This is a genomic window from Micromonospora sp. CPCC 205558 (assembly GCF_036902955.1).
In the GTDB taxonomy this organism is placed as follows: Bacteria; Actinomycetota; Actinomycetes; order Mycobacteriales; family Micromonosporaceae; genus Micromonospora.
The window spans coordinates 187,435-209,097 of record NZ_JBAKHR010000001.1 but is presented as its reverse complement, the minus strand read 5'-3'; the positions used below and the strand labels follow the sequence as shown (position 1 = coordinate 209,097).

Sequence of the window (21,663 nt, the reverse complement as noted above, 5' to 3'; positions counted from 1 at the left end):
GCCGAGACGTACTCTTGCGGCATGCCTGACGAACCTCGGTGGTTGACCGACCACGAGCGCGACGCCTGGCTTGCGCTGGCCAAACTCATGTTCAACCTGCCGAGCGCCCTCGACGCCCAACTCCTGCGGGACAACCACCTCACGCTGTTCGACTACTTCGTGCTCAGCAACCTGTCCATGACGCCCGGGCGAACCATGCGGCTCAGTGATCTGGCCAGCCACCTCAACTGCTCGCTGTCCCGACTGTCGAACGTCGTCAAACGCCTCGAACAGCGAGGGCTGCTACGCCGCGCGCCCGACCCGGAAAGCTCTCGCTACACCGTCGCCACGCTCACCGACGCCGGATGGGATCTTGTGGTCGCCGCAGCGCCCGGCCACGTCGCAGCCGTCCGTGACTACGTCATCGACGGCCTCACCGCGAGCCAGATCGACGCCCTGCGCGAGGTGGCCTGCCATGTAACCCGAAAGATTTCCGACATTCCGGAGCCCAACGCCCGAAACGGGTGACTTTCGGGCGACGAATGTCACCCCACCCGTCCCGATCGGGTCGGAGACCCTCCCCGAACCGGCGGCCATCGTGGTGAGACGTCCAGCACCAGACGCTCCGCGAGCCGCCTCCCGGACGCTCGGGCACACCGCCCCGGAGCAGCATCGCCTGTTTCGTCCAGGCGAGGTACCAGGCCTCGTACCTGGACACCTCGACGCACGCCACCGTTCCCATCCGGGCCGTGCAATCGTTGGTCAGGGGCAGGCGACACCCGACGGAGGCGGAAGCGAACGGCTGCGCTTCCGCCCCCGACCGTACGGCCGTCACGTCGCGGCCGCGCGCCACCCGTCAGTCGCCGAGCGCGGGCTCCAGGTTGATGACCGGCACCTGGTCGGGATCGGCCGGCTGGGCCGACTCGGCGATGTGCCGGCCGTCGGACGATCGGATGCCGAGGATGACAATCGCGGCCGCGGCCAGCAGGATGATTCCGCCGATCAGGAAACCGCGGTCGAATCCCCTGACCAGGGCCTCGTTTGGCTCGACGCCCCTGTCGATCAGGTCCAGGGTGTACGCTGCGGCGACCGAGCTCAGCGTCGCCAGGCCGATCGCGCTGCCCAGCTGCTGCGAGGTGTTGATCAGGCCGGAGGCCAGCCCGCTCTCCTCGGGTTGCACACCAACCGAGGCCACCAGGAACATGGCCGCCCAGGCGAATCCCGCGCCGATCGCGGTCAGCAGCATGCCGGGCAGGACTCCCCCGGCGTAGGAGCTGTCCGCGTCGAGGAGGCCCAGGTGGAAGAGACCGACGGCCAGGATCAACAGGCCGATCCACAGGGCCGGCTTGGGACCACCCTTGGCGATGATCTTCTGAGCCATCGTGCCGGCGACGGCCATCGCGACTGGCCACGGCAGGTACGCCAGTCCCACCTCGATCGGGCTGTAGCCCTTGACTTGTGCCAGGTAGAGCGTCGGGAAGAACATCATGACGAACATGCCGCCGGTCATCAGGACCATCGCCACATTGGCGGATGCCAGAGCACGGACCTTGAAGATGCCCAGCCGCACCAGCGGCTGCTTCGACACGCTCTCAATGATCAGGAACACTACGATCAGAGCAACCGCAGCCCCGATGAACAGCCACACCTTGCCCGAGCCCCAGCCCCACTCGGCCGCATTCACGACGCCGTAGACCAGCAGCATCAATCCGGCCGTGATGGTGACCGCACCGGGCAGGTCCATGCGGGTCCGTCCCTCGGTCGCGTGCTTGCTGTTCGGGACGAACTTCAGCGCGGCGAGGATCGCGATCGCGGCGATCGGCAGGTTGACCAGGAAGATGGCCCGCCAGTCGAACCACTCGGTGAGGACACCGCCCGCCAGCATGCCGGCAGCGCTGCCGGAGGCGGTAACCGCGCTGAAGACGCCGAGCGCCTTCGCCCGCTCCTTCACCCCTCCGAAGGTCACGATGATGATCGACAGCACGGCAGGGGAAATCAGAGCACCGCCGAGCCCCTGCATCGCCCGGCCGATAATCAACGTTTCCGGGTTCTGCGCGAACCCGTTGACCGCGGACGACAAGCCGAACAGCAGTAGGCCGACCACCAGGAGGCGCTGCCGGCCCAGAAGGTCACCGGCTCGCCCACCGAACAGCAGGAAGCCGCCGAACAGCAGGATGTATGCGTTGATCACCCACTGCAGCTGGAGCTGGCTGTCGAAGTTCAACCCCGATCCGATGGACGGGAGCGCCACCGTCACGATGGTCGAATCGAGCACGACCATGAACTGGGCGACGAGGACGATCCAGAGAATCGTCTTGGACCTTGCCATTTTTCCCCTCACAAGTAAGGACATTGGCCGGATTCGGATCGGCCGCACCCTTAGAGGATTCTGGACTGGCGGTGCAACGACAAATGGCCCCTTAGTAACTTACTCTTTTCCGCTTTTCGGTTAGTGAGGTGATTTCAGGAAGGCAAAACGGTTGATTGGTGCGATACGGGCCAAGGCGTCGAGTCTGGGCGGTGTTGGAGACAAGCGTGGAGCCATCGACGGCACCACCACCAGCGGCCGCTGGGGCACCACCGACCTGTGAAACCGGCCCACCGACGGCACCTGGATCCCCGACGCCTACCACTACATCGGAGCGGCCAACCCGGTCAACGGCTGGTGCTGACGCGCCGCCCCACCCGGTGACCGGTGACGCCACATCGACGGCGGGGCGGACACCCTGCGACGCGGCGAGGTTGGACCCGCCGCGTCGGACGTCTGCGCTTCGGGCGCGCCCAGCGCCCTGCCCTCCACAGTCGACGATTGACGTCGTCTGTGCGCGGCAGTGCACGGGATCCCGGCCGGGCGTCCCAGCACAGCCTGTCTCTCAGGATTAGCGGATCGAGCGTTGCCCGCAAACCCGAAGAGGTCAACACCGCATCAGCCGGCGCGGCAACGGGCCGCGTCCAGGGGGTGCGCGACATCGTCGAACAAATCTGCCGCGCGGTGTCGCAGTTGCCGTGCCTGCTCCGCGTCGCCTTCGGCCGCCACCAGATGCGCGCGGGCTTCCAGCGTGGCGGCCTGCCACGCCGTGCCCTCCCAGAGGGTGCTTGAACGTTCCGCCGCCGCGAGAAACTCCCGCGCCGCGTCCAAGTCGCCGACGCGGACGCAGGTGATGGCCGCGGGAACCTCAAACATGATGGCGCAGAAATCGCAGGAGTCGGTCTGGGTCATGGCAGCCTTCGCCGCGTTGATGGCCGCCCGGGCGGTCTCCGGCGAGTCCGCAGCGGCCACCGTCGTGCCGTAGATCCGCTGAATCAGGTGGGGGGCGAGCACTGAGGAACGCGCCAAGGGAAGTGCCCGACGCAGTAGCCGCGTCGCGGTGCGCAGGTGACCACGCGTGAGGTGCACCTCCGCGAGCCGCTGCAACGAATGGGCCTCGCCAGCGGTGGCGCCGATCTCGCGGTGCAGGTCAACGGCTGTGCTGAGTTCGCGCTCGGCTGTGTCGAGATTTCCGGCGAGTAGTTCCGCCTCGCCGGCCAGGGCTCTGGCGAAGGCGACAGCCCGGAGAACGCCGGAGGACTGGGCGGTACGGCGCAGGCCTTGAGCGAGGTCGATGACGTCCTCGTAGGGCGTGGGCCCGTAGAGCAGATATTCGGCGACGCAGAGGTGCGCGTCGAAGACGGTGGTGGCCAGCCCGGGGTCGTCGCGGGTACGCATCAGCTCTGCGCGCAGCGTGTGGTTCCATTCACCACGGGTGTGCGTGATCAGCCCACGCAGGGCGACCAGGTTTGACTGGAGCAGGGCGGAGCCTTGTGCCGGGTCGGCGCGTAGCGAATCGGCGACCGCCGCCCTGGCACCGTCGATGTCGCCGGTGAAGTAGGCGAGAGCGCCGTGGGCGAGTAGGACGGCCGAATCGTCCGGCCCGCCATCGGGCTCCAGACCGTGCAGGACCGCCGCTGCGGTGTCGGTGTCCCCGGACAGAACCGCGAGCTGTCCCATCCTTGCCCGCAGCACTCGAGCCTGCCGTTGGTCGGCCACCGCGAGCGCCTCACGGTAGGCGGAGAGTGCTGCTGGGTCGCCGATCGCGGCGAGCGCGTCGGCTCGCACGGTCCGGGCCGCTACCAGCTCTTCGTCGCGGGCCGCCCCGAGAATGGACTCCACCAGAGACAGGGCGTCTCGAAAGGCACCGACCGCCACTTCGGTCTGCGCGGCGCGCAGCACGAAAGGTACGGCTGCAACGGTGTCACCTGCGGCGAGCAGGTGGTGGCCGATGCGTGCCGGTGACGCGCCGAACTCGATCAGGCGCCGCGCGCAGGAGCGGTGCAGGGCCGCACGCCGGTGGGGCGGGACCGCGTCCAGCAGGGCCTCGCGGATAAGCGGATGGCGAAACCGGAAGCCTCGTAGGGTCCGCTCGACGACCAGGACGGCCAGGGCGGCGTCCAGGCAGTCGAACGCCTGCTCCTCGGGCAGATCGCTCATCGCGATGAACCCGTCGGTGTCGAACGTGGAGCCCATGAGCGCCACGCGCTCCAGCGCCGCACGTGTGGGTGGGGCCAGCGAGCCCAGCACCGCCTCGGCCGGTGCGCGAAGTTCTCCATCGACGGCCGAGCGGGCCAGCTCGGTGACAGTGAACGGGACTCCACCAGAAATCGACCAGATGTGTTCCACGACATCGTCAGGCAGGTCCGGTGCCTGCGCGGCGACGAGCGCGGCGGTCTCAGATTGGGTCAGTGACGGCAGCGCGAGGTCAAGCGCGCCGGAGCGGCCGAGCAGGCTGTTGCGGATCCGCTCGAAGGCGTCTGTGGTCGGCTGCCGTCGGTGCGTAAGCAGGAGCACCAGCCGTTCGTCCCTGCAGCTGCGGACCAGGTAGCGCAGTAGCCGCATGGTCCCGTCGTCCGCGTCGTGGACATCCTCGACGATAAGCAGCAGACCCGGCCCGGCTGCCGCGAGGCGTGCCAGTTGGGCCACCGCTATGAACAACCGCTGCGAGGCGTTCTGGCCGGCCCAGTTCCCGGCATCCCCTGACAAAGCCCGGTCGATGTCGTCCCGATAGCGGTCGTTGAGGCCGTCGAGCAGGGTGGGATGGCGGCGTGCGAGGTCGGCCAGCGCGTCCAACACGGGAGCGAAGGGCCAGGCGCCTTCGACCGCCGAGACAACGCCTTGACCGGTACGCCAGCCGTCGGCGACGACCCGCTCGCGTAGCCATGCGGCAAGGGTGGATTTGCCCATGCCAGCTGCGCCCGCGATGAGGACGGCACGGCCGCGTCCCGTTGCGGCCTCCTCGACCACACGCTCCAACGCGGCCCTTTCCCGCCTCCTGCCGACCAGGAACTGGCTTGCGGCCCCCTGCGAGGTCGGGCCGATCAGCGCATCGCGCAGCGCCAGCGCCTCCGCGTCGGGCACCGCACCGAGCTCGAGCTGACGGGCCCGGCCGAGACGCTCGAACAGGCGTAGCGCACTGTGATGGTCGCCCGACTCGGCACGCTCACGCATCAGCGCCACACCTACGCGCACGTCCGTCGGGTCTGCTTCAACCAGATCGCTCCACCGCCCGGCGAGCCGACACACCTCGAGGTAGGTGCGGCGCAGTCGGTCACGGTGGCCCTGGGCCCACTCCTCGTAGCGGTCCTCCGGCAAAAGATCACCGTCGTATGCGTCGACGGCCCGGCCGGCCGCCGTGACGTCCTCGTTTTTCAGCGCCTCCGAAGCAAGATCATCGAACTCGACCGCGTCGATGCGGACTTCGGTCCCGACGTTCGGGAAGAGCGAGACCAACTCCCGGTGAAGTACCACACCATCGGGGCCGAGGACCCGGCGGGCGTAGTGTGCTGCCTTGTGTAGCCGGGGTGCCGCTTCCTCGACTGTGGCATTCGGCCAGAGTGCCGCGATGACCTGCTCACGGTGGAGCTGTCGGCCCGGCGCGAGCGCCAACAGTTTGACAAGCGTGATCGGCTGGCGTCGGGTCCACGCCGTGCCCGGCACCGCAACCGTGTCGACCGTCACCCCGAATCCACCAAGAAGGCGCACCGCCACGCACTTTTTCATCTCTCAATGGTAACGACGCCACCCGGGCCGGTTAGTGCCTCGACCTCGGCGCTGAAAGCGGAATTCAGCCGCAGGAGCAACTCGCGTACCGCTGGCACATCCCACCGGTAGCCGGCGAGTTCATCGACAACGTCAAAAATGGGTGTCGCGAGCTGATCCCGTTCCGCCTGGTATGCGGCCAGCGCCTCGGTTTCCCCGACACCGGACAGAATCGCTGCGACCTGCCGTGAAAGCAGGGCTGCGTCACGCAACGCATCAGTGATCCCATTGGTGCTCAACGGGTCGATGAACTGACCGGCGTCCCCTACCAGCGCCCATCCCGCTCCGTGGGCCTGCCGCAGATAACTGAAGCGTCCAGGGAAGCCGTAGAGCCGCCGCGGCGCGACCGACTCGGGCAAGCGCTCAGTGGCCGCCGGACCGGTCGCATCGGCAAGCAGTCGCAGGTACGAACCCCGCAGATCACCACTCATCTCCTGATTGAACCTTTGGGCGCTGGTTCCGGCGAAGACACACACCTTGCCGTCGTTGGTGGGAATCATTCCTGCCGAGGCACCCGGGCGGTAGAACCACTCGTAGTCGGTAACCCCAAGCCCGTCCCAGTAACCATAGATAATCGCGCTGCTGGCGCTTCCGACCCGCACGTTCGGTGCCCCCACCAGGCGAGCCACGGTCGACCCGGCACCGTCGGCGCCGACGGTCAACCAGGACCGCACTCGCACCGGCGCCGATGACTGGTCGTGCCCCACGACGCCAGTGATTCGCCCAGACCGGTCGCGCTCCAGGCCGGTGACGGTGACGCCGTATCGAACTGTGGCGCCGGCGTTCTCGGCGGCTTCGGCGAGAAGCCGGTCCAGGATCGTGCGGCGAGGGGCGTAAAGTGCGTCCACGCCGGCAGCAGGCTTGATCGACACGGTGACCTGCTCACCTGGATAGTGGAAGCGGGTGCGCCGCACCGCAGGCGTGTCTGCCGCCACGATGGGATCCAGCAGGCCCCACCGGGTGAGTTGGGCTACGCCCGCCCGCATCAGCGCATGAGTTGAGAGCGTGTCAGCGCCGGGCTTCGCCCGCTCCAACACCAACACCCGCAGACCCTGCCGTGCCAGCAGTAGCGCCGTCGCGGCACCCGCCGGCCTGGCCCCGACGACGACTACGTCGTAGTCCTCTGTCATACCGACCTCCCTCTACTGATAGTTACTTGGTGAGATTGCTACTTCGTTGGCGGAGCCTCACGGCGATCTGCTCGGCGAGATACGCCGCGTCGTGCCGGGCGCCATCAATCAGGGTGGCGTTGCGTCGGTGCTGAAACCGCAACCCGATCGAGTAGAGCCCAGGCGCGTCTGTCACCCCGCGGTGGTGACGCAGGTGACCAGTACTGTCCAAAACCGGTACCTGCAGCCACGGGTAGACGGGTTGAAAGCCGGTCGCCCACACCACGGAACTCAGACCGGTTGCCTCTCGTAGCCCGCGGTCGATGACAAGGGGCGGAATGTCGGCCGAGCGGGTGAAAACGGCGTACCGGTCAATCGTCTCCAATACCCGGCGCAATCGGATCTCGGCCCGTGTCGTCGTGTCCTGGAGATCGTCCGCGAAGATCGCCCGATCCCTCCCGTCCACCTGGACCAGGCGACCGGCCAGGCGAACTCCGCGATTCGTCAGCACGCCCAGGTCAAGCGCCCGGCCGGCCGCGAGTTGAAGCGACGGCTCGCGGCGGGCACGGTGCGGGTCCGGCACCTCGTCAAGAGTGCGGTCGAGGCTCCCGAGGCGGTCCAGCCAGTACCAAACGTCCCGGCCGCCATACCGCCGCGGCATCCGCGTGTGCTCGCCGACTGCCAGGGTCACCTCACGGCCGGACCGGGCCAGCTCATCGGCGATCTGCACCCCGGTTGACGACGCGCCGACCACGAGAACGCCACCGGCGGGCACCTGCGCGGGATTCCGGTAGGCAGCCGCGCCGATCTGAGTGATCGTCGGCGAGAACTCACCAGCCAGCGCCGGCACCAGCGACCGGGAGTGGTACCCGGTGGCGATGACGACGCAGCGCGTCCGCCAAGTGCCCGCGTCGGTGGATACCAGATAACTCTCACCGTCGGCCCGAACCCCGATGACAGTGGTGTTCTCCAGCACCGGCGCCCGGCTGATCCTGGCGTACGCGGACAGATGGTCAGCGAAAGCCGCAGCAGACATGAACCCATCGGGGTCGTCGCCCTGGTAGGACCAACCGGGCAACCGGGAGAGCCAGTTCGGCGTCAGTAGCCGGCATGAGTCCCACCGGCCCGACCGCCACCGCTGCGCCACCTGGCCGCGTTCGAGTACGACATGCTCGATGCCGTATCCGGTAAGGCACTGGCTCATCGCCAGCCCCGCGTGGCCCGCACCGATGATGACCGTATCGGTGGTTGTCATGGCTCTACTCAGTCGTCACGTCGATGACGACCGGTACGCCATTGGTGAACACGTCGTAGACAGCCGAACGGCGACGTGACTGCTCGATCAACCCGCGCAGGACATCGTCCGAGGCGTCCCCAGAGATCCGGAAGCTCACCGAAATCCCCTGGTACCCGTTACGCACTTCCTCGGACATACCGAGAATGCCGAGCAGATTGATGTCGCCGACGACGGTCGCCTCAACCGAGTTCAGCTTCACCCCGCGGGCCGCCGCAATGTTCGCCAGACCCGACGTGAGACACGACGCAATCGCGTGCAGCAGATACTCCACCGGCGCGGGACCGTTTCCCCCGCCCACCAACACCTTGGGATGATCCGAATCGTAGGTGAACGGCTCAGTGCGGCTCATGTCCTCCTGACCGGCACCGTAGAAGCCCTGAATCTCGCTGCGGTTGTGAGTGCCACTGACCCACCGGTTGACCGCACGAAACTGGAACTTCGCCAGCTCCGGCTGGGACCGCACAGCGTCGAGCGTGGCAAAGAGGGCCGGCGTGTCAACGCCATTGAGCGGCGGGCGCTCCGAAGTCGTACCCACAGTCCTTCTCCCTTGTGCCGCCCATTCCGGACCCGACTTCGTCGCGGTGACAACCGGAGCAGGCAACGCCGGGAAAGCTACGAGCCCCGCCTTCCCGGAACCTTCCCGGCTCTTGTCCGTCGGGACGAGTTGAGGGCGTTGCCCGGCGAGCAGGTGTCAGGAGTTCGGCGGAGCTGCCCACAACGACGGCGGCCTGGTCGTGGCCGGACCAGGGCGGGCGTCGGGAAGGTTGCGGGAAGGTGAGGCTCGTAACTTTCCCGTGTCGCTCGCTCCGGTTGTCGCCACGGCACACGTCGGGCCCGGTGCGGGTGGCGCGGTGAACAGGTGCAGGGCAGCCATTCTCGGCGTTCCCGTGCGGCCGACCCCCAGTTGGCCGCGGTCGCCGTGTTCGCGTTGGTCATCGCACGGTAGAAGCACCTCGCAGGAGCACCACTCTCAATTTTGGAGAGCATTGTGAACGTTGATGAGCTGGGCTCGATGCTAGAAATTTCGGCACATCCCGATGACGAGGCTTACCTGTCCGACGGTCTGATCCGGCGGCCGTACGAGAGATTGTCGATCGGGAGCGCACGCCGGCGCGACAGCCACGTCGCAGCCGGACGTCTGAACCTTCCGCGCGAGCAGACGTCGAACAACATAGTCGGGCTCGCGACGCGCTTTTGATTGGGGATCACGAAAAAGTTCGACGGTCGTGGAACAAATTGCTTGATCGCGCGCCGCCCGAGCCACTAGGCCGTGTGGTGTCGATCACTCAGAGCGAGGTAACTAGCAGTTAAGTGGATTTACACTCGCTCTCCCTAGCCTTGCCCCTGACCTGCTGGAATTGCTACGGGGATGAATCATGACCACCGCTACTACGCTCAGCAGCGCCGACCTACCCACACCTGAGCGCTCCCCCGCCGGCGCGCAGCCGCCGGCGTCCCGGGCCGAGTTCTTCATCCAGGAAATCCACGGCAACAATGGCCGCGCCCTGCTGCGTTTCCTGCGGAGTCTGGTGTCTGCGGACGCGGCCCACACCGTGGAGGATCTGGCACAGGAGACCATGCTGCGCGCTTGGCGCAACCTCGACGCGGTACCTACCGAGTCCGAGTCGCAACGTCGCTGGCTGTTCACCGTGGCACGTCGGTTGGCCATCGACGCGTACCGGAAGCGGCAGTCGCGACCGGCGGAGGTCAGTCTTGTCGACACCGAGCCCGTCGGCTTCGGAAACGAGGCTGCGGAAACGGTGATCGCCAAGCTGACGCTGCAGCAGGCCATCGCCCGGCTGAGTCCGGCCCACCGATCCGTCCTCGTCGAGTTGCACGTGAAGGGCCACTCGCTCGAGATGGCCGCCGCGCAGCTCGGCGTTCCCGTCGGCACCGTGAAATCGCGTTCGCACTACGCGATGAAGTTCCTGCGCGACGAGCTGGACGGGGCCGAGCCAACCATCCGGTGATCGGAGAGCAGACCTCGCCGCGATCGCGTTGCCGTCGCCTTCCGTTCACCGCACCGCAGCGACGGAATCCGCGCCGGTCAGGACGGCTGGTCGGGTTCGGACGGACTGGCGAGACCGACGACGGCCAGGTCTCGCAGGAAGTCCGCCCATATGGCAGCGGCATTGTCGACCAACTGTTGCGATGCGAGATCCATCAGACCCGTGACGGCGGTCACCACGGCGACCGGGGCGCCGTCGGAGCGCCGGACCATTGACTGAACGAGCCGGACGATCTTCGGAGACGGGTATTCGAAACGAGTAACGACATCGATCTCGTCACCGAAAACCAGCTCACGCATGTACTTGATGGATACGTCCAACTCCACCGGCCCCAGGCCCGCCGACGCCAACTCCTTGATCGACAGACCAGCGTCGGCGAGCGCCGCCCACCGGGCTTGGATCGAGTAATCGAGATACTTCGAGCTACGGACCCGCCCGTTGGAACCGATATCGTCGCTGCTGACCGTGATCGGTGCGGTATGAGTGACGCCGTCGTAATGAGATTGCGAAATCTGATCGGGCGAAGCAGTCGCACTGCACGTGGCACAAGAGTCCCGGCCCGCCTCCTGCCCCGACCCGGTGTCGTGCCGGCGCCCTTCCTTCTCTTGCCGGCCAGCTACGCTCGAACTCTGCAGAACTTGACGATAGGCCGCTCGAAGTTCGGCACCGGGGTCGATCCCCAACTCCTCCGTGAGCTTCCGACGCAGCGAGTGATAGATGGCGATCGCGTCAGCTTGCTGACCGGCGGCAGACAGGATCAGCATCAGCTTGGCCTGCAGCGCCTCATCGAAGTGGTAAGAGGTTGCCATGCATCTCAATGCCTGAAGCACGGAGTGACCGCCGTCCAAGCTCAGCGACAGGTCGGCTGCCTCACGGGCAAGCCGGGCGCATTCGCGGTCAACCGCGTCGAACGCATCAGACTGCTCCGCCAGCAGATCTAAAGCGCCTGCGCACGGCCCTCGCCAAAGTTCCAGAGCTTTGGAATAGGCTGCCATCGCCATCCCCGGTTGCTGCGCATTGATCGCCGCCCGCGCCTCCAGTGCGAACCGCCTGAAGAGCAGCACATCGAGACTCTTCTCGTCCAACAGGAGGCGATAGCCGGCGGCGTCGGAAACGAGCAGACAACTTCTCACCCGAGGACCGAGAGTTGGCTCGACAAGCCGACGCAAATTGCCCACGTAACGATGGACTATGTTGACGGCACTCGATGGTGGTTGACTCCCCCACAACATCGAGACTATTTCCCCTATGCCCACAGGCTCACCGATGCGAGCCAGGAGAAGCGCCAGGATCAACCGCTGCTGGCGAGGGCCGAGGTCGAGCTCCTGACCGTTGCGCCGAACCCGGATCGGACCGAGCACCTCGAATAGCAAGGTCGGAGATCCGTCATTGTCGTTAGTCACGGGTAAGCCTTTCCGCCGTGAACACAATGCTATGGAACAGTTTCGTCAACAAATGTCAGATCTCCGGTCTGGTTGGACCAGATCGCACCAACCGCACCCGCACACCAAACCTGGTCATTATACCGCCAACCCCACCAACTCTGCCCAGCAACTGTTGCGTTCCGTTGAGTGCACACCGGGCGCATCCGCACGCCCACAATGAACCACCGCTCGTCCGCCCAAGGATCTTTCGGCTCCAGTCATCACGATTGCCGCAGCGTAGGTCACCCCTTCGTCGGCACCCCTGCCAGGGCAAGGGCCCAGGCCAGACCGCCAACTGGACAGGTCCGCTGAACCCTGGCGCCCCGGGCTCGTCCGTACAAGACAGAGGGTCCACTCGACGCCCCACGACGGAGACGCCCATGCACTCGACACACATCATCATCCGCAGCGACGATATCGATTCGAACGGACATGTTCGCGGCTCCAAGTACCTCGACTATGCCGTACACGCCCGCTGGATCGCACTCACCCAGGCCGGGCTCTCGGCCAAGAAGCTTGCCTCAGCGGGGTTCGGCCCGGTAGTGCTGGACGTCTCCATCAAATACCGACGCGAACTCATGCTCGGGGACGAGATCGACATCGAAACGCGGTTCGAGTACGGGTCCCCGAAGTTCGTCAAAACCATTCAGTCAACCGTCCGCCGCTCGGATGGTGTCGTGGCTGCCGAGGTTACCAGCCTGACCGGCCTGATGAATCTCGCCGAACGCAAGCTCGTCGACGATGGTGTTGTCGTCTGGCGGAAGTTCCTCCACCAACCGTCCGTCGTCGACCTTCCGCCCGCCGATGATCAGCGCTGACCGAGGCTTGCGGGCAGTAATTCAGGTCACCAAAACAATAACCCACACTGGATTCACCGTTCGTAGGCCTTTCATTGCGCAAGGCGATGCTACCGGGGAGTACGTCGATGATTCGGTTCGACAATCGCGGAGAACAGCGGTAACCGCCGATCAATGACGCGAGTCTTCCGAGGCCAGACGCTTTCACATGTCAGCCCGACTCACTGCACACCACGGCGCAAAAGGCAACCTGGCGTGGCCGGGGGCAGTGCCGGCGTCGACGACCGGTCGGTGAACGACCTCGGGTCTGCCCCGTTGTCAAAGGCATGAGGTTGAGTTCAATTCTGGACGTGCCTACTGAGGCACCCGCCCTGAAACCCCATCCTGGAAGGATCCGACGGTGAATCGAACACTGCACCGGATCGGGACGCTCTGCGCGGCCCGTCCCTGGTTGACCCTTTCCGCCTGGGTCGCCATCCTGGTGCTGGCGCTCGGTTTGGCGGCTACCGTCGGCGGCACACCCCGCGACGACTACGACGTACCCGGCACCTCGTCGCAGGCCGGCACAGACCTGCTCCGTGAACGGTTCCCCGGCCTGTCCGGCACCGAGGCGCGGGTGGTGGTGCACGACCCGGCCGGCGACGAACTGGATCCGGCGCTGCTGGACCGGGTGGTCGACGCGCTGCGCGTCGTGGAGCGGGTCGGCGTGGCCGGCCCGGCACAGAGGTCCACCGACGGGGACACCGCGCTCATCGACGTCCGGTACACCGTGCCGGTGACCGACCTCGACGCCGACGCCATGGAACAACTGCGTGCCGCCGCTGGGCCGGCGCGGGACGCGGGCCTTCAGGTGGAGTACGCGGGCCAGGTGCCGGAGGGTGAGAAACCCACCAGTCACACAGGCGAACTGGTCGGCGTGCTGATCGCGCTCGTCATCCTGATCATCGCCTTCGGCTCGGTGGTGGCGGCCGGACTGCCGATCATCGCAGCGCTGATCGGGCTCGGCATCGGCTCGTCGGGAATCCTGCTGCTGGCCGCGCTCACCGACATCGGCACCACCGCGCCGGCCGCCGCCGCGATGGTCGGCCTGGGTGTCGGCATCGACTACGCCCTGCTGCTGGTGACCCGGCACATCGAAGGGCTGCGTGTCGGTCTGGAACCACGGGTGGCGGCAGCCCGGGGCACGGCTGTCGCCGGTCGGTCCATCCTGGTCGCCGGCGCGGTCGTGTTGCTGTCCCTTTTCGGGTTGGTCTTCTCCGGCCTCGCCGCGTACCGCACCTACGGGTATGCCACTGCGATCGTGGTGGCGACGGTGATGACGGCGGCGATCACACTGGTGCCGGCGTTGTGCGCGATCAGCGGCCGGCGGATCATCCGTCGTCGGCGGCGTCTCTTCGACGACGAGCCGCGGCAGCGGCCACCGGTGACCGCCCGCTGGGCGGAACGGGTGGGCCGACGTCCCGCCGGCTGGGCTCTGCTCGCTCTCGCGGCCCTGCTGCTGCTCGGTGCACCCGCGCTGACCATGCGGACCTGGCCGCAGGACGCGGGCAGCCAGCCCACCGAGAACACGGTCCGGCGGGCGTACGACCTCATCGCCGCCGAGTTCGGACCTGGCGCGTACGCCCCGCTCGTGGTGGCCGTGGATTTGACCGCGGTGCCGCGGGAATCCGTACCGGCGTTGCGAGAGCAGATCGCGGCCGTGCCCGGGGTGGCGACGGTCTCGGAGCCGATGCTGGCACCCGACGCCACGGCAGCCGTGCTGACCGTGCAGTTGGCGTTCAGCCCGCAGGATGAGCGCTCCAGTGAGCTGGTGGACCAGCTACGCGACGATGTGTTGCCGGCCGGCGCGGAAGTCACCGGGGTCACCGCGGTCTTCGTGGACATCGCCGACCTGCTGGCCGAACGGCTGTGGCTGGTGGTCGGCGTGGTGGTCGGGTTGTCGGTGATCCTGCTGACCATCATGTTCCGTAGCATCCTGGTGCCGATCAAGGCCGCGCTGGTCAACCTGCTCAGCGTCGCGGCCGCGTACGGCGTGCTGACCATGGTCTTCCAGTGGGGCTGGGGCGGTCAACTGCTCGGGGTGGACCATCCGGTACCGGTCTCGACCTGGGTTCCGCTGCTGCTCTTCGCTGTCCTGTTCGGGCTCTCCATGGACTACGAGGTTTTCCTGCTGTCCCGGATCAGGGAAGAGTGGCTGACCACCGGGGACCCGTTCCAGAGCGTGGTGCGCGGCCTGGCCGCCACCGCTCGGACCATCACCGCCGCGGCACTGATCATGGTGGTGGTGTTCGCCGGATTCATGACGAACGCCGACATCGTCACGAAGATGATCGGCGTCGGACTGGCCACCGCGGTCGCCCTCGACGCCACGATCGTCCGGCTGGTCCTGGTGCCGGCGACCATGATGCTCTTCGGCCGCGCCAACTGGTGGCTGCCGACGTGGCTGGACCGGATGCTGCCGACCCGCGGCCGAGGACACGCCATGCCCGATGCGCTGACCGACGAGGGTGACACGAACCAGGCGAGGCGTCCGGCGGAGCCGGTCAACGCACGTTGATCCGTGCGGCGGCACCGGCCGGAGGCACTGCCTCCGGCCGGTGCCGCGTCGAATGCGACCCCCATCCTGCTCGGCCAATCGGCGCACCTGCCCCAGCTCTGACCTGGCGTTTTTAGCGAAATCTGTCGGTGTGAGGCGTGACACGAGCCAGCCGGAGCTTCGAACTTGGCCGCGCGCGACCGCGTCTGCTGAATCGAATCCCGCTCTCAACCTCACGAAGGGCCATCTTGATGAACCCCAGCCAGAATTCGCCCGGCGGTGGCGCTGCGATCAACCCGGATGCGGCAGCACGGCTCGCCGCCCAGACAGTTGGACCGGTGCTCCTTCCGGACGACGACGGGTATGACGCCGAGTGCGCGTCGTACAACCTCGCCGCCCCGCAGCGGCCGGCGCTCGTGGTAGGCGCCAAGGGCATCGGCGACATCCAGGCTGCCATCCGCTTCGCAGCCGAGCATGGCCTGCCGATCGCGGTGCTGGCCACCGGTCACTCTGCGCCTTCCTCGGCCGGCACGGTTCTGATCAACACCCGGCGGATGGACGCGGTCACCATCGACGTCGAAGCGCGTACCGCCCGGGTCGAGGCCGGCGTCCGATGGCAGCAGGTCGTCGAGGCCGCCGGCAAGCACGGTCTGGCCCCGTTGAACGGGGCGTCGCCCACCGTCGGGGTGGTCGGCTACACCCTGGGCGGCGGGTTGAGCCCGATCGGCCGGACCTTCGGCTTCGCCGCCGACCAGGTACGACGGATCGAGTTGGTCACCGCTGACGGTCAGCTGCGCGTGGCGACCGCCACCGACGAGCCGGATCTGTTCTGGGCCCTGCGGGGCGGCAAGGGCGCCCCCGTCGGTGTGGTGACCGCCTTGGAGTTCAACCTCTTCCCGGTCAGCCACATCTACGGCGGCGGCCTCTTCTTCACCGGTGACCGGGCGTCCGAGGTGTTCACCGCGTGGGGCCGGTGGACCGCCAGTGTGCCGGACGAGATGAACTCGTCCATCGCGTTGCTCCAGCTGCCGCCCCTTCCCGAGGTGCCGGAGCCGCTGCGCGGCGGGATGGTGGTACACGTACGGATCGCCTACGTCGGATCCGCTGAGGAAGGGGAGCGACTGATCGCACCGCTGCGAGCCATCGCCCCGACACTGATCGACTCGGTCACCGAGATGCCGTACACCGCGATCGCCTCCATCCACGCCGACCCGCCGAACCCGATCCCGGTCCAGGACAGGTCGGGACTGTTGTCCGAGTTCACCCCGGAACTTGTCGATGCCATCGTCACGCACGCCGGCCCCGACGCGGGCAGCCCGCTGGCCATCTTCGAGCTTCGGCTCCTCGGCGGTGCACTGAATCGCCGTCCGTACTCCGGCAACGCCACCGACCTGCAGGGTGCCGCCTTCACCTGCTACGCCGTCGGGATCGGTGGGCCTGACCAGGCCGAGGCGATCCAGGCTCACCTGGGCCGCGTCTTCGAGGGCATCCGGCCGTGGAGCACCGGCCGGCAGTTCCTGAACTTCCTGACCGCCGCCGAAGCCACCCCGAAGGCGGTCGCCGAGGCGTACCTGCCGGAGACGTACGGGCGACTGGCCGAGATCAAGGCCAGCTACGACCCGACGAACATTTTCGGGGGCACCCCGGGTATCGCTCCCGCCTGAGCTCGGCCGTCGGCACAGGCGCTCTCCTGTGCCGACGGTCAGCCGTCAAGGAGCGAGGCACCTCACCGCCCACACCTTGCGACTGACCTTCTCGCCCGGGATGAGAGCGACCCCTCCAGCGGGCACGTGGGCGTCAGGAGGCGGCCTCTTCTGCCGGGGGTAGCACGCTGGTCACCGCGGCGTTCGGCGTCGGCGAGTGCTCGGCGCCCGCGTTCGGTGGCCACGATCCGGCGGGCGCGTCGGTCGCGTGGATCCAGCTGCCGCTCGATGAGCCCCGCGTTCTCCAGGTCATCTATGACGTAGGTCAGGACGCTGCGGTCGATCACCAGGCGGGCCGCCAACGCGCCCTGCGTCGGCACCGCTTCATGGACCACCACCGCCAGGATGTGGTAGCCGCGACTGCCATGCGGCAGGTCCTTCAAAGCCTCCTCGGCGTACTCCTGCCAGCGGCGCAGCACCATGCCCAGAGACCAGCCGAAGTTCGAACCGCGTCTGCGGTCGGCAGGCAGGTCGCACTGATCACCGGCGGCGGACATGCCCAAGGATAACGGCCGGTGCGTTCGAGATCGGCCTGATCACCTTCGGCGAACTCACCGCCGACCCGGCCAGCGGCCAGCTTCCCGAACCGCACCAGCACCTACGTGGCGTCATCGAACTCGCCGAGGCAGCCGACCAGGCGGGCCTGGACGTTATCGGGGTCGGCGAGCACCACCGTTCGGATTTCGTCGCGACGGCACCACCGATGGTGCTGGCGGCGATGGCCGAACGCACCCGGCGGATCCGTCTGACCAGCGCCGTCACGGTGCTCAGCTCCGACGACCCGGTCCGCGTCTGGGAGCAGTTCGCCACCCTCGACCTGCTGTCCAGCGGCCGCGCCGAAATCATGGCCGGGCGCGGGTCGTACACCGAGTCCTTTCCGCTCTTCGGCCACGACCTCGCCGACTACGCGGACCTGTTCCGGGAGAAGCTCGGCCTGCTGCTGCGGATCCGCGAGACGAACCCGCTCACCTGGTCGGACGGGCGCTTCCGCCCACCGTTGCGCCAGGCCGACATCGCACCCCGGTCCCTTCAGAAGGAGCTGCCGATCTGGGTCGGCGTGGGCGGCACGCCGACCTCCGCCGTCGAGACCGGCGCCCGAGGGCTGCCCGTGATGCTCGGGGTCCTGCTCGGCACCGTCGGCAGCCACTCCCGGATCGTCGACCTCCACCGGCTGGCGGGCGAGCGGGCCGGACGCGATCCGGCCACCCTGCGGGTCGGGCTGGGCGTGCAGGGTCACGTCGGCCGGACCAGTACGGAGGCACGGCGGACGATGTACCCGCACTTCACCGCCGGCTTCGGCGGAACGCCCCAGGCGCAGCTCCTCGCGTCCGTCGAGCGGCTCGCCACCGAGGTCGCTCCGGTGCTCCGCCGGGAACTCGCCGTCCCAACCGTCACCGCCACAACCCCAGGGAGGGGATGACCGAACCGGGGTGGAGCTCGGGCGAAGATCTGACGCGTCACCGGCCGATGCCAGGTGAGCCGGTGACGCGTCGTCCGTGCCGACGACCCGCAGACGGATCCTCAGCTCGTTGTCACGAGGAGTTCGTCGAGTCCGTGCATCAGCGCGCTGGCCCGCCAGCGGGGTGCGAACCCTTCGACCAGTCGCAGCTCAGGCAGGCGCGACACCAACCTGGTGAAGGCGATCTTTGCCTCCAGGCGCGCGAGTGGCGCGCCGAGGCAGTGGTGAATGCCGTGGCCGAAGGCAAGGTGCGGGCTCCGTTCGCGGGTCGCGTCGAATGCCTCCGGCTCGGTGTACTGACCGGCGTCACGGTGGGCTGCCAGGATCGAGAGCAGAACCGTCGAGCCGGCCGGGATGGTCTGGCCGCCGTACGTGACGTCTTCGGTGGTCATGCGATGAGTCCCGAGCTGCACCGGGCTTTCGTAGCGCAGCACCTCCTCGACGACCTGAGACATCTGATCAGGGTCGGCGCGGACCGCACTCCACCGCGTGGGGTCGTCGAGCAGCAGCCAGGCACCGTTGCCGATGAGGTTCGCCGTCGTGTCGTACCCGGCCAACAGCAGCAGATACACCGTCGAGACAAGCTCGTCCTCCGTGAGCTGATCACCACTGTCCCGCTCGGATATCAGAGCGGAGATCAGGTCGTCACCGGGATGCCGACGTTTGGCGGCGACAAGGTCACGGATGTAGCCGATCATCCCGATCATGGCGTTCGGCAACTCGCGACTGCGGTGAGCGCCCGCGGCGATGATGCTCGCCGACTCCATGAAGCTGTCGCGGTCGCCCGCCGGGACGCCGAGTAGCTCGGAAATGACCGTGATCGGGAGCGGGAATGCGAACTTCGACACGAGGTCGTGCGGACCCGGCGTGTCGAGCTCGTCGATCAACTGGTCGGCGACGGCAGTGATGGCCGGCGTGAGACGGGCGATGCGTCGCGCGGTGAAAGCGCCCTGGACCAGCCGGCGCAGGCGGGTGTGGTCCGGAGGGTCGACGGTGAGCATGTTCTGCGCGGAAGCGGCGTAGATGTCGGGCGGCAGCTGCGGCCGGAACCCGAGCGGGGACAACAGTCCGTCCTTGACCAGGCGAGGGTCAGCCAACGCCCTGCGTACGTCGTCGTGACGGGTCAGAAGCCAGCCGGTCCGCCCGTCGGGCAGACGCAGCGGCGTCACCGGCCGCCGCTCACGATAGTCGGCCAGTTCGCTGTGGACGTCACCACGAAAGAAACCCAGAAAGGGCTCCCCCTGAACCGGCGGTTGCTGGGTTTGAGGCTCCATATCGGTGTCGACGTAGCGAACCTCCGTGGGTTCACCCGAACCTCGCAACGGGTCGGGCCAAAGTCGACTGAACCGATTCCAAGCGGAGTCCGTGTGGATGCCGAACGACGTCCGGACGTACCGGAATCGGATAGAAACTGGGAGAGCCCGACATCATGCGTAAGTATCTGGTGCCCTTCGCTGCCCTCATGGCTGCCGGCGTGGCGTTGACCGCGTGCAGTTCGACCCCTGAGGCACCCGCGCCGGCGAGGGCGTCCGCCCCGGCAGACAGCGGAGCCACAGAGCCCTCGGATGGTGCGGTGGGCGGCGATCTCGCGCTGCTCTCCGGCACCGCGAAGTCGAACCGCTCGGAAGCCAACAGCGGCGACTGGGCGGTACCGAACGGCGGCCTCGCGACGGGTGCGGCCCGCCAGTCGTCGCAGCGGTGGGTCCAGTTGACCGCCAGCAGGGCCGGCGACCTCAACCCCGTGGTCGTGAACGGGGCCGGACTGACGCTCTACCGCTTCGACAAGGACAGCAACAACCCGCCCACCTCGAACTGCAATGGAGAATGCGCGCAGACCTGGCCGCCGGTCACGGTCGCGCCGAACGGCAAGATCTTCATCGCGGGGGTCAAGAAGTCGGCGGTCGGTACGGTTCGGCGCGCGGACGGCACCCTCCAGATCACCATCGGCGGCTGGCCGGTGTACCGGTTCGCCAAGGACACCAAGCGGGGTGACACCCTCGGCCAGGGCGTCGGAGGCACGTGGTTCGGGGTGACCCCGACCGGTGGCAAGGCCGGCGCGCCGGAGGGCGGTCAGGACAACCCGGGCACCGGTGGCGTGACCGCTCCGCCCGCCACGAGTGCCGTCTTCTTCGACGACGCCAACTTCAGCGACAACGGCGCATCCCAGGGCGTGTCCGGCGAGGGGTGCCAGAACCTGGCCCGTCCCGGCGTCGCCTCCTCGATCGCGGCCCCCGGCTCGCTGAAGATCTGGGTGGGCCCCGACTGCACCGGCCGATCGCAGGTCATCAACGGGGACGTCACGGATCTGGCGACGATCGGCTTCGACAACGCCGTCGCCTCGGTCCGCTTCAGCCTCAACTGACGATCTGTCCCGATCCACGGGTGTGCTGGTCCGGCTCTGCGCCGGGCCGGCACACCCGTCTTCGTACCGGTTGAGTCGTGACCCGACAGTTCCCTGTGAGCCGTGGCCGATCGAGGGCACCGGAGAGCGCTGTTCTTCATCAGTGACTGCTCGCCGTGCCACCTGCCACCGTCCGGCTACAGCCGCACGGTGGCGTACGCCTTGCCGTCGGTGTTCTCCACGCGGACACCGCTGACCTTGGCGGGGTCGATCAGGGCACTGCCGTCGAGGGTGGTGCCGTTGGCCGAACCTTCTTCGGACACCAACCAGCTGCCGGCCAGTACCGTGCTGCCGTCCTCGCCGACAACCAGCAGGCGGCAGCGCTCGCCCTGAGGGATCCCGGACACCGCTGCGTTGACCCGCACCCAGCCCGCTGCCGGGGTCAACGCGACGGTGAGCCGGGCACCCGTGGCCGGGTCGGTCGTGCTGGCCTGGCGGGTAGCCGGGTTCGCGGCGCTCACCGCGGTCGACGGTGCGGGCAGGGCCCGCGTCTCGGGCGCGTCAGTGGTCGTACGGCCCAGCAGGACGCCGCCGGAGGCGGCGGCGGCGAGAGCCACCACCGCGGCGGCACTCAGGGTCGCCCGGCGGCGCTGGCGACGCCCGGACGATTCGCTGCGAACCTGGCGCAGGGTGCGCTGCAACAGCAGGTCGCCGCCTTCTGGCGGGCCGTCGAGCAGCATCGCCTCGGGCACCGCTTCCAGGGCGTCCTTCCACCCCTTCAGCGACTCGACCTCGCTGCGGCACTCCGCGCAGCCCGCCAGGTGCTCCTGCGCCTGCCGGAGCTGCTCCTGGTCGAGCTCACCCGTCAAATAACCGCCGATGTCCACGTGGTCACCGGCCGGCATAAGGCTGTCCGATTTCATTAGGCAGACCGTT

At 67.6% G+C, this 21,663-nt stretch carries 17 protein-coding genes; 8 read left to right on the top strand and 9 right to left on the bottom strand.

The window, feature by feature from the left end:
* Positions 1 to 21 precede the first annotated feature (21 nt).
* Positions 22 to 507 (top strand): MarR family winged helix-turn-helix transcriptional regulator, encoded by a 486-nt coding sequence (locus V6U86_RS00860; protein ID WP_334497265.1) that lies wholly within the window; start codon positions 22 to 24, stop codon positions 505 to 507.
* A 328-nt stretch (positions 508 to 835) separates the two neighbouring features.
* On the opposite strand, the gene V6U86_RS00855 is transcribed toward V6U86_RS00860, so the two are convergent.
* The 5 genes from V6U86_RS00855 to V6U86_RS00835 all read right to left on the bottom strand — a co-directional run bounded on the left by V6U86_RS00855 (position 836) and on the right by V6U86_RS00835 (position 8,993).
* Positions 836 to 2,356 carry an MFS transporter gene (locus V6U86_RS00855; RefSeq protein WP_334497263.1) on the bottom strand — a complete coding sequence of 507 codons (1,521 nt, stop codon included), beginning with the start codon at positions 2,354 to 2,356 and terminating at the stop codon, positions 836 to 838.
* A gap of 549 nt (positions 2,357 to 2,905) precedes the next feature.
* On the bottom strand, positions 2,906 to 5,971 hold the full coding sequence (locus V6U86_RS00850) for an ATP-binding protein (RefSeq protein ID WP_334497261.1): 3,066 nt from the start codon (positions 5,969 to 5,971) through the stop codon (positions 2,906 to 2,908).
* A gap of 38 nt (positions 5,972 to 6,009) precedes the next feature.
* Positions 6,010 to 7,182 carry an NAD(P)/FAD-dependent oxidoreductase gene (locus V6U86_RS00845; RefSeq protein WP_334497259.1) on the bottom strand — a complete coding sequence of 391 codons (1,173 nt, stop codon included), beginning with the start codon at positions 7,180 to 7,182 and terminating at the stop codon, positions 6,010 to 6,012.
* 22 nt (positions 7,183 to 7,204) lie between these two features.
* The gene (locus tag V6U86_RS00840) at positions 7,205 to 8,416 is read right to left on the bottom strand and encodes an FAD-dependent oxidoreductase (protein WP_334497257.1); all 1,212 of its coding nucleotides are present in this window, start codon (positions 8,414 to 8,416) and stop codon (positions 7,205 to 7,207) included.
* A gap of 4 nt (positions 8,417 to 8,420) precedes the next feature.
* On the bottom strand, positions 8,421 to 8,993 hold the full coding sequence (locus V6U86_RS00835; protein WP_334497255.1) for an OsmC family protein: 573 nt from the start codon (positions 8,991 to 8,993) through the stop codon (positions 8,421 to 8,423).
* Positions 8,994 to 9,446: 453 nt separating this feature from the next.
* Here V6U86_RS00835 and V6U86_RS00830 point away from each other — a divergent pair, with 453 nt between their 5' ends.
* Entirely contained in the window at positions 9,447 to 9,656 is a 210-nt protein-coding gene (locus V6U86_RS00830) for a hypothetical protein (RefSeq protein WP_334497253.1), read from the top strand.
* 178 nt (positions 9,657 to 9,834) lie between these two features.
* Positions 9,835 to 10,428, top strand: a complete 594-nt coding sequence (locus V6U86_RS00825; RefSeq protein WP_334497251.1) for a sigma-70 family RNA polymerase sigma factor — start codon at positions 9,835 to 9,837, stop codon at positions 10,426 to 10,428.
* Between the two features lie 77 nt (positions 10,429 to 10,505).
* On the opposite strand, the gene V6U86_RS00820 is transcribed toward V6U86_RS00825, so the two are convergent.
* On the bottom strand, positions 10,506 to 11,870 hold the full coding sequence (locus V6U86_RS00820; protein ID WP_334497249.1) for a BTAD domain-containing putative transcriptional regulator: 1,365 nt from the start codon (positions 11,868 to 11,870) through the stop codon (positions 10,506 to 10,508).
* 401 nt (positions 11,871 to 12,271) lie between these two features.
* On the opposite strand from V6U86_RS00820, the gene V6U86_RS00815 reads away from it, so the two are divergent.
* The 3 genes from V6U86_RS00815 to V6U86_RS00805 all read left to right on the top strand — a co-directional run bounded on the left by V6U86_RS00815 (position 12,272) and on the right by V6U86_RS00805 (position 16,888).
* Positions 12,272 to 12,709 carry an acyl-CoA thioesterase gene (locus tag V6U86_RS00815; RefSeq protein ID WP_334497247.1) on the top strand — a complete coding sequence of 146 codons (438 nt, stop codon included), beginning with the start codon at positions 12,272 to 12,274 and terminating at the stop codon, positions 12,707 to 12,709.
* 379 nt (positions 12,710 to 13,088) lie between these two features.
* Positions 13,089 to 15,245 carry an MMPL family transporter gene (locus tag V6U86_RS00810; RefSeq protein ID WP_334497245.1) on the top strand — a complete coding sequence of 719 codons (2,157 nt, stop codon included), beginning with the start codon at positions 13,089 to 13,091 and terminating at the stop codon, positions 15,243 to 15,245.
* Positions 15,246 to 15,562: 317 nt separating this feature from the next.
* Positions 15,563 to 16,888 carry an FAD-binding oxidoreductase gene (locus tag V6U86_RS00805; protein WP_334497243.1) on the top strand — a complete coding sequence of 442 codons (1,326 nt, stop codon included), beginning with the start codon at positions 15,563 to 15,565 and terminating at the stop codon, positions 16,886 to 16,888.
* A 62-nt stretch (positions 16,889 to 16,950) separates the two neighbouring features.
* On the opposite strand, the gene V6U86_RS00800 is transcribed toward V6U86_RS00805, so the two are convergent.
* A complete protein-coding gene (locus V6U86_RS00800) occupies positions 16,951 to 17,424 on the bottom strand; it encodes a MarR family winged helix-turn-helix transcriptional regulator (RefSeq protein ID WP_334497241.1) in 474 nt (157 codons plus the stop codon).
* An 8-nt stretch (positions 17,425 to 17,432) separates the two neighbouring features.
* Between V6U86_RS00800 and V6U86_RS00795 the strand changes: the two genes are divergently transcribed.
* A complete protein-coding gene (locus tag V6U86_RS00795; RefSeq protein WP_334497849.1) occupies positions 17,433 to 18,347 on the top strand; it encodes an LLM class flavin-dependent oxidoreductase in 915 nt (304 codons plus the stop codon).
* 101 nt (positions 18,348 to 18,448) lie between these two features.
* Here the strand turns inward: V6U86_RS00795 and V6U86_RS00790 are convergent, their stop codons facing one another.
* Positions 18,449 to 19,555, bottom strand: coding sequence for a cytochrome P450 family protein (locus tag V6U86_RS00790; protein WP_334497239.1), 1,107 nt, complete (start codon positions 19,553 to 19,555; stop codon positions 18,449 to 18,451).
* Between the two features lie 404 nt (positions 19,556 to 19,959).
* Here V6U86_RS00790 and V6U86_RS00785 point away from each other — a divergent pair, with 404 nt between their 5' ends.
* Positions 19,960 to 20,748 (top strand): hypothetical protein, encoded by a 789-nt coding sequence (locus V6U86_RS00785; RefSeq protein WP_334497237.1) that lies wholly within the window; start codon positions 19,960 to 19,962, stop codon positions 20,746 to 20,748.
* A gap of 176 nt (positions 20,749 to 20,924) precedes the next feature.
* Here the strand turns inward: V6U86_RS00785 and V6U86_RS00780 are convergent, their stop codons facing one another.
* Positions 20,925 to 21,650 carry an anti-sigma factor gene (locus V6U86_RS00780; RefSeq protein ID WP_334497235.1) on the bottom strand — a complete coding sequence of 242 codons (726 nt, stop codon included), beginning with the start codon at positions 21,648 to 21,650 and terminating at the stop codon, positions 20,925 to 20,927.
* Between the last annotated feature and the right edge of the window lie 13 nt (positions 21,651 to 21,663).

Excerpts from the sequence above, each read along its gene's own strand:
- V6U86_RS00860 (WP_334497265.1), top strand. The coding sequence starts at position 22 with ATGCCTGACGAACCTCGGTGGTTGACCGACCACGAGCGCGACGCCTGG.
- V6U86_RS00845 (WP_334497259.1), bottom strand. The coding sequence starts at position 7,182 with ATGACAGAGGACTACGACGTAGTCGTCGTCGGGGCCAGGCCGGCGGGT.
- V6U86_RS00840 (WP_334497257.1), bottom strand. The coding sequence starts at position 8,416 with ATGACAACCACCGATACGGTCATCATCGGTGCGGGCCACGCGGGGCTG.
- V6U86_RS00825 (WP_334497251.1), top strand. The coding sequence starts at position 9,835 with ATGACCACCGCTACTACGCTCAGCAGCGCCGACCTACCCACACCTGAG.
- V6U86_RS00815 (WP_334497247.1), top strand. The coding sequence starts at position 12,272 with ATGCACTCGACACACATCATCATCCGCAGCGACGATATCGATTCGAAC.
- V6U86_RS00800 (WP_334497241.1), bottom strand. The coding sequence starts at position 17,424 with ATGTCCGCCGCCGGTGATCAGTGCGACCTGCCTGCCGACCGCAGACGC.
- V6U86_RS00780 (WP_334497235.1), bottom strand. The coding sequence starts at position 21,650 with ATGAAATCGGACAGCCTTATGCCGGCCGGTGACCACGTGGACATCGGC.